This window comes from Kitasatospora arboriphila (assembly GCF_039528095.1).
Taxonomy (GTDB): domain Bacteria; phylum Actinomycetota; class Actinomycetes; order Streptomycetales; family Streptomycetaceae; genus Kitasatospora; species Kitasatospora arboriphila.
The window spans coordinates 1-557 of the sequence record NZ_BAAALD010000297.1 but is presented as its reverse complement, the minus strand read 5'-3'; the positions used below and the strand labels follow the sequence as shown (position 1 = coordinate 557).

General features: G+C 55.5%; 1 protein-coding gene and 1 pseudogene. One reads left to right on the top strand and one right to left on the bottom strand.

The window, feature by feature from the left end:
• A pseudogene (locus ABD353_RS40685) lies at positions 1–85 on the top strand (YcgN family cysteine cluster protein); the annotation flags it as partial.
• A 6-nt stretch (positions 86–91) separates the two neighbouring features.
• Here the strand turns inward: ABD353_RS40685 and ABD353_RS40060 are convergent.
• Positions 92–436: a TehB family protein gene (locus ABD353_RS40060; RefSeq protein WP_221013458.1), complete on the bottom strand. Its 345-nt coding sequence runs from the start codon at positions 434–436 to the stop codon at positions 92–94.
• Between the last annotated feature and the right edge of the window lie 121 nt (positions 437–557).

Here is a 557-nt window from a genome sequence, read left to right as displayed (position 1 = left end):
CTCCGTTCGCCATATTGCGGTGCCTGAGTCCACGGTGGTCGACTGGCAGGACCATATCCTTAATCTGCCTGACAGGGCGCGCTAAGCGCCGTCACGCTTTCTTCGCGTGGAACAGCCCGTTTTCACCGTCGGTTTCTTCCGCCACCCAGAAGTGAATATTGAAGCGGGCGTCGTCACTGAGTTCGACGCGGTGCCAGTACTGCGGCGGACTGGTAGCAAACTGCCCGGCATGAATCACGACTTTTTTCTCCGGCTCCGTCGCCTGTTCATTGGCAAAACCGTAATAGGTCACCGTTCCCTCCATGACGCACAGCTGGCCGAAGACGCCAGCCGCGGTGTTGTGGTGCCTCAGCAGGGCGGCAGGGACATTCTCTTTGGTAAAGAATGGGGTGGAGCGTTTAACTTTCCAGTCTGCGGGGATCAGTAAAGATGACATGTGAGCTCCTGTGGGGTTTTAAAAGATGTATTTAATATGCGCCTTTTGGTGGCTGTGGTCAACCATAGACATGAAACGATTCAGCGATGCGCAGGAGGCATAAAAAAACGCCCCGCAGGGC